General features: G+C 38.3%; 6 protein-coding genes. 5 read left to right on the forward strand and 1 reads right to left on the reverse strand.

The window, feature by feature from the left end; translation table 11 throughout:
* The first annotated feature begins 178 nt into the window (after positions 1-178).
* The 5 genes from PVV64_RS07980 (at position 179) to PVV64_RS08000 (ending at position 5,553) form a co-directional block, all read left to right on the forward strand.
* Positions 179-1,795, forward strand: coding sequence for an ABC transporter substrate-binding protein (locus PVV64_RS07980; protein ID WP_273760521.1), 1,617 nt, complete (start codon positions 179-181; stop codon positions 1,793-1,795).
* A 105-nt stretch (positions 1,796-1,900) separates the two neighbouring features.
* Positions 1,901-2,974: an ABC transporter permease gene (locus PVV64_RS07985; protein WP_273760522.1), complete on the forward strand. Its 1,074-nt coding sequence runs from the start codon at positions 1,901-1,903 to the stop codon at positions 2,972-2,974.
* Between the two features lie 2 nt (positions 2,975-2,976).
* A complete protein-coding gene (locus PVV64_RS07990; RefSeq protein ID WP_273760523.1) occupies positions 2,977-3,906 on the forward strand; it encodes an ABC transporter permease in 930 nt (309 codons plus the stop codon).
* A complete protein-coding gene (locus PVV64_RS07995; protein ID WP_273760524.1) occupies positions 3,899-4,774 on the forward strand; it encodes an ABC transporter ATP-binding protein in 876 nt (291 codons plus the stop codon). Before PVV64_RS07990 ends, PVV64_RS07995 begins: the two co-directional genes overlap by 8 nt.
* On the forward strand, positions 4,771-5,553 hold the full coding sequence (locus tag PVV64_RS08000; RefSeq protein ID WP_273760525.1) for an ABC transporter ATP-binding protein: 783 nt from the start codon (positions 4,771-4,773) through the stop codon (positions 5,551-5,553). Before PVV64_RS07995 ends, PVV64_RS08000 begins: the two co-directional genes overlap by 4 nt.
* A 1,057-nt stretch (positions 5,554-6,610) precedes the next feature.
* Here the strand turns inward: PVV64_RS08000 and PVV64_RS08005 are convergent.
* Positions 6,611-7,151, reverse strand: a 541-nt coding sequence (locus PVV64_RS08005) for an autotransporter outer membrane beta-barrel domain-containing protein (RefSeq protein ID WP_273760526.1), incomplete at its 5' end; no start/stop codon positions are given.

Here is a 7,151-nt window from a genome sequence, read left to right on the forward strand (position 1 = left end):
GAAGTCTCTGTGATAATACTACAGAGGGTGTGCATCTCAGTTGTAGGTGCTGTGTGAGAAAATCGTTTTCAGCTTTTTGATGCCTAAAATTGATAACATGACGCTGTGTGAGAAATAAAAGAAAAATCAGCAGTATTTTAAAAAATAATCAAAGAAAATACAAAGGATATTGATTAAAATGACGCAAAAAAGAATTTTAAAAAATTTGTGTGTTTTGCTAAGTACAATCGGTTTTTTAAATGGATCTGTATCATCAGTATTGAGTGCGTCATCGAAAGATGCATTGGTGATGGCATGGAATGTGGATTCAATTAGTAGCTTTGATCCAGCGCAAACAGTTGAAGTTGTCGCGAGTGAATTATTGACAAATATATGTAGTGCATTAGTGCAGTATGATCAGGGTGATCCTACAAGAATTCGCCCTGCTATGGCACAATCTTGGGAAGTTTTAGATGGTGGAAAAAGAATTGTTTTTCATCTTCGTGATGATTTAAAATTTGATGATGGAAGGGTTGCTACAGCACAAGATCTTGCTTGGTCAATGCGACGAATTATTAAATTGGGATTAGGATATGCTCAGTTTTTGATGGATTATGGTTTTAATAAAAACAATATGGAAACGCATATTCAAGCTCTTGATGAGAGAACTTTACAGCTAAAACTAGATAAACCCTATCCTATTCAGCTTATATTAACAGCTATTGGACAGTCCTATGCTTCTGCTTTACTTGATCGGAAAACAGTTGAAGCAGAAAGTATAAATGGTGATATGGGCAATAAATATTTGGCAACGCATTCGGCTTGTGTTGGACCTTATAAATTGGTACGTTGGTCTCCTGGAGAAAAAGTTGTATTGGAAGCTACGAAATATTATTGGGGAGAGGCACCTAAAATTAAGCAAATTGTTGTGCAGCATGTTGCGGATTCAGCAAGCCAGAGACTTCTTTTGGAAAAAGGTGATGTGGATATAGCGCGTGATCTTTCTTCAGAGGATATTCTAGATATTGAAAAGCAGGGGGGGGCAGTCAAAATTAGCCGCGTTTTGCGACCACAGATTATTTATCTCTCGTTGAATAATAAAAATACAATTTTTTCTCATGAAAAAGTGCGGTTGGCACTTCGTTATTTAGTCGATTATGAGGGACTGGGAAAGACTGTTTTAAAAGGTATTGGCATTCCACGTGCTAGTTATATGGCGTTGGGAATTCCTGGCGCTTTGGATGAAAAAGAGGGATTGCCCTTTAAGTTAGATTTGAAAAAAGCCAAGCAATTGATGAGTGAGGCCGGTTATCCCAATGGTTTTAAAGCTAATCTTTTAGTTGGTAGCCTTAGTTATATGTCATCTGTTGCGCAGTCTATTCAAGCCAATGCGCGTAAAATTGGTGTTGATCTTACCATTGAAAAAATGGCACAAAATCAATTGTTAAGCCGTGTGCGTGGTGGAAATTATGATAGTGCACTTATGGGATGGGGAAGTGCTGATCCTGATGGACATCCTGCCTCGTTAAATCATGTTTTTAATCCTGATCCAACATTTACAGAAAAGCACAATATGTATCTGGCTTGGCGTGCTGGATATTATGATGAAAATATTAATAAAATGGTGATGGATGCTCTGTTTGAGCAAGATCAAAATAAGCGTCTTTTACAGTATCGTGCTTTACAGAATTATGTGTTTGAACATGGTCCTATGGTTTATTTATTTCAGACATATTATACCATTGGTATGGGACCTGCAGTCAAAAAATGGGCTTGGAATAGTTTTAGACTTTATTACAGTGATGCAGAAAAGTAAGCATGTTTTGAAAAAAGATTGTAGAGTGTGCTTGATTAGAGGTTGCTTGATTGTATAAAAAAGGTGTTAGCTTTATGTTTGGTAGCTATGGAGGGGAATATTATAATGGTTTTGCCATTTCCAGATGCTGAAAGAGCAGTATTACAGAAGCAGAAACAAGTGTTCGTATGGGACTATTTTTTCAAGCTATTAAAGTTGCTTATTTCGGTCTTTGTCACATTGCTTGGTTTGGTAACGATTACTTTTTTTATTGGCCACCTGCTTCCCTTAGATCCCGTTCTGGCTATCCTTGGTGATAATATCAGTCAGGAAGCTTATGATGCAATGTATCATAGGTTGGGACTTGATCAGCCATTGATTGTTCAATATTGGAATTATCTTCGCAGTGTGCTTTTGTTTGACTTTGGAGATGCTTTAACCTCAGGGCGTCCTGTCTTAGAAGATATTATGCGTGTATTTCCTGCAACGTTAGAGCTTGCTACAGTTGCTATTGTAATTGGCACGAGTCTTGGTATTCCATTTGGTGTTTTTGCGGCAATGTATCGTGATTCATTTATTGATTACTTTGTTCGTGTTTTTACACTTCTGAGTTATTCCACCCCAACTTTTTGGCTTGGATTAATGGCGTTATTAATCTTTTATGCCAAGCTTGGTTGGATCGGTGGTCCAGGACGTATTGATTTCCTTTATGAATATTCTTTTGAACCTAAAACGGGATTTTTTCTCTGGGATACTGCTCGTCAAGGACAGTGGGAAGCTTTTGGAAATGTATTCAGTCATATTATTATGCCTGCTTTAATCTTAGCTTTTGGTGCTATGGCTTATATTAGTCGTATGACTCGTGGATTTATGATTGAACAGCTTAATCAGGAATATATCATTACTGCACGTGTGAAGGGATTATCGTTGGCACGAACGGTGTGGGGGCATGCCTTTCGCAATGCTGCCGTACAGATTATCACGGTTGTTGCACTTTCTTATGCTTTTCTCTTAGAAGGTGCTGTGTTAACGGAGACTGTTTTTGCTTGGCCTGGCTTTGGGCATTACTTAACGAATGCTCTTTTGGCTGGAGATATGAATGCAGTTGTCGGTTGTACGCTGCTTGTAGGATTTCTCTTTGTCGTTATTAATTTATTTTCTGATTTGCTTTATCGAATCTTTGATCCAAGGACACGTTGAATATGACCACAATTCATCATCATAAATCACAATCGTCATTTTCTTTGGGGCGTTGGTTAAATGAATCTGTTCCACGTTCAGTCTTTCAAGCGAATGTACAAAGAATTTATCATGCATTGATCAAGTTTTCTGGTAATTTTTCTGCTGTATTTGGTCTCATTATTATTTTTATTATTATCTTATGTGCAGTTTTTGCTCCTTGGATTGCTACCAATGATTTTGTGAGCAATGATCTTGCACATCGATTACAATCACCCTCTCTGTCGCATTATTTTGGGACAGATGAATTGGGGCGTGACATTTTTAGCCGCCTCGTTTTTGGTGCACGTATTACGCTTTATATTGTTTTTCTCACGACAATTATTGTGGGACCAATAGGGCTCATTGTTGGGACTGTATCGGGCTATATAGGGGGATGGGTTGACACTGTTCTTATGCGTGTAGTTGATATTTTTCTTGCTTTTCCCGCTTTGATTTTAGCTCTTGCGTTTTCAGCCGCATTGGGACCAGGTATTGAAAATGCATCTATTGCAATTTCGATTGCAGCATGGCCGCCAATCGCGCGTTTAGCACGAGCAGAAACTTTGACGATACGTTCTTCTGATTATGTCTCTGCTGTTCGCTTGCAAGGGGCATCTCCTTTGCGGATTATTTTGTTTCATGTTGCACCGATGTGTATTCCTTCAGTCGTGGTCCGTCTAACATTAGATATGTCTGGAATTATTTTAACGGCTGCGGGTCTTGGTTTTTTGGGGTTGGGAGCTCAGCTACCAAGTCCTGAATGGGGTGCAATGCTTTCGACAGGTCGTGAGTTTATGATGACAAGTTGGTGGTTAGCGGCAATACCAGGTTGTGCAATATTGTTGGCAAGCCTTGCTTTCAATTTGTTGGGTGATGGGCTTCGTGATATATTGGATCCGCGCAATGGCTAAAAAATTATTAGAGATAGAAGATTTACGTATTGCTTTTCCTACAAGGCGTGGCATTGCAGAGGTTGTGCGTGGCGTTAGTTTTTCCGTGGGAAAAGAAAAAATCGGGATCGTTGGCGAGTCTGGTTCTGGAAAATCAATGACTGGGCGCGCGATACTCAGATTGAGTCCAAGAGCAGCAATGGTCAAAGCGAAAAAAATGCGCTTTGAAGATATCGATTTATTGCGTGCAAGTGAATCTCAAATGAGAACTATTCGGGGAAAGCGTATTTCAATGATTCTACAGGACCCCAAATATTCACTTAATCCACTCATACGGATTGGGGACCAGATTATGGAGGCTTACCGTATTCATTACCGTGTTTCAAAAGCCGAGGCGCGCGAGCGGACAATTGCTATGTTGGAATCTGTTCATATTCGCGACCCAGAACATGTGATGCGTCTGTTTCCTCATGAAATATCAGGAGGAATGGGGCAGCGTGTGATGATTGCGATGATGCTCATTCCAAAACCTGATTTAATTATTGCCGATGAGCCAACATCTGCGCTTGATATTACGGTAAGACGTCAGGTTTTATCCGTGTTGGATGAGCTTGTGACTAAATCTGGAACGGGACTTATTTTTATTAGTCATGATTTGAATATGATTGCTGATTTTTGTGATCGTGTCTTGGTTATGTATGCAGGCCGTGTGTTAGAAGAGTTGCCTGCGTGTAATTTATCTCGTGCTTGTCATCCTTATACTAAGGCTTTGCTAGCAAGTTTGCCGCGGCTTGATAATCCTGTTAATGTTTTGGCTGTTCCTGAGCGCGATCCTGATTGGTTGCATAATCCTACGATTGTTAATGGTGTTGAAGGAGTTGCTCTGTGACCAATTGTGACAATATTATTGATGTTTCTAATTTATCTGTAACCTTTGGGCATAGGCACAAGGCAGTAACGGTTGTAAAAAATGTCAACTTTCATATTAAACGTGGTGAAGCTTATGGTTTAATTGGTGAATCAGGCTGTGGAAAATCAACCATTTTAAATACATTGGTTGGGCTTATTTCTGACTATAGTGGCCGTTTTATTTTTGATGGGGAAGAAGTTCCCAAAAAAAGAGGTAAGAATTTTTTACGCCGTATTCAAATGGTTTTCCAAGATCCTTACTCTTCACTTCATCCAAGAAAAATGGTTCATACTGTTCTTTCTGAAACGCTTAAAATTCATGGTATGGATAATCCAAAGGAACGGGTGCTAGATGCTTTAAATTCTGTTGGTTTAGATTCTTCATTTCTTTATCGTTATCCGCATGAGTTATCTGGAGGACAACGCCAGCGTATTGCTCTTGCTCGTGCTTTAATTATCGAGCCAGAGGCTTTACTGCTCGATGAGCCAACATCTGCATTGGATGTGTCGGTACAGGCTGAAATTTTAAATTTGTTGAAATCCTTACGAGAAGAAAAAAAGCTCACTTATTTGATGGTATCCCACGACCTTGCTGTGGTTGCACATATTTGTGAACGTGTTGGAATTATGCATAAAGGGATTATTCTTGAAGAACTTAGCAATGATGATTTGCGTAATCTACATGCACAACATGACTATACAAAGATGTTTTTTGAAGCCAGTATTGAGCCTATTGTTCATAGAGAGCAAAGGGCGTGATAAATTTTACAGAAGACAAGTATCGTTTCTTTGGCTTTAGGTTTCTAGAGATCGTCACAGTGCAATAGGAGGCATTTTTTATCTAGTTATGCCGTAAAACACTGTTGTGTGAGATGTGGCGATACAAACTATGTAAATTTTATATATTCAGTAATTTTTGGTAATGCAGTCAATATTTAGGGCAGGGCTATTTCTTATAGAGGTGAACCATATAAATGGTTAGTAAGTGGAGCCTGCTAGACAAGAAGTCGGATTGCTTACAGGTTAGCATGGATGAGAATCTTCGTCATTTGAGGTGTGAAGGGGAGATCAAAGTATGCCATTTTATCATTATAGTTTGCTGAGAGAGTTTTTAGCCATCATATTTTTTAATTCTGTGCGGCATATTGCACTATGAGTTACGCTGATCATGTGTGATGTACGTTATTTTTTGCGCTTATTGGATTATTTTCTTGCTTATCATTTTGTGTTTAGCAGCTTTATTATGAATTTTTGGTTCTTTCAATTTGTAAGAAATAACAGAAGTGCTGTATTGTTCGAGAAGAGTTCTGATTATTTTGTAATATAATTTTATTTTAGTTTTTTACAGCTTTAGATATTATTTATTGAAAAACGTTACGTTCTCTTTTCAAAAAAGAAGGATTTTTTGTGGTATTATCATCAATGATAAATGATAGTTTTTAAAATGTTTTGGTTGTTTTATGCTTTAAGATAAAGAGGCAGAAAAGCGTAATTGGACGCAATAAGTAAAGATAAGACAAAAGTTTTCTCACTTTGGTGTAAAATGCGTTTTTTATTTAAGCTAAAGAATGCTGATTGCTGTTTTTATAAATTTGAGTATTCTTCTTAAGTATTTTGATAAATTTGTTAAAGCAGCCTGTTATGTTTATTGTATTTTGTTTAGTATATTTCGTCAAAAGTTATTCTGTGGCATTTTTCGTGCGTAAAAAGATAAGAAAGCGGCCTTTGAAGCGGAAAAGATCGATGGTGCCGAAAAGACAGCGTTATGCTGCCTTTTGTTAAAAGGAATGTCATAGGCTTTTTTTACAGCCTTGTCTTAAAACTGATAGCGTATCCCGCCTGAGAAACTTGCTCCAGATATTCCAGTCTTTTGCAGCTTTTGTTGATAGCTGACATCGCCATGAAGCGAGATGTTGGAAGATAATTGGGCATTGATACCAACCCCACCTTCAAGCAAAGAGCCCATAGGATCAAGTTTATAATCCTTGTCAATATAGATTGCTTGCTTATCATCAAAGATTTTGATGGCATTTACTTTCCCATAGAAGGAAACAGAACGCCTGTTTTCAGTTGCTGTAACGGTTTTGGTTAAACGCCCACCAACACGGATCATCCATTGATGAGGATTGTTCATATCAATGGTAAAGTGATCGGCATCTGAAATTGTATCAAACATCAAACGTTGATAAGCAAATTGTGCTTGGGGTTCAAAGGTAAGACCTTGAATACCGGTGGCAAATTGTTTGCCCATAGTGGTGGAGATACTCCACATCTTGGCATGTTTCAATTTTGCAGTTGTACCAATAATAGCATTGGTGATGTCACCTTTTAAGACACCATAGGATAATAGGGTATCA

It is taken from the genome of Bartonella sp. ML70XJBT.G (genome assembly GCF_028618575.1).
GTDB lineage: Bacteria > Pseudomonadota > Alphaproteobacteria > Rhizobiales > Rhizobiaceae > Bartonella.

Bases quoted from the DNA above. Each gene is read 5' to 3' on its own strand.
- PVV64_RS07990 (WP_273760523.1), top strand. From the start codon at position 2,977: ATGACCACAATTCATCATCATAAATCACAATCGTCATTTTCTTTGGGG.
- PVV64_RS07985 (WP_273760522.1), top strand. From the start codon at position 1,901: ATGGTTTTGCCATTTCCAGATGCTGAAAGAGCAGTATTACAGAAGCAG.
- PVV64_RS07980 (WP_273760521.1), top strand. From the start codon at position 179: ATGACGCAAAAAAGAATTTTAAAAAATTTGTGTGTTTTGCTAAGTACA.
- PVV64_RS07995 (WP_273760524.1), top strand. From the start codon at position 3,899: ATGGCTAAAAAATTATTAGAGATAGAAGATTTACGTATTGCTTTTCCT.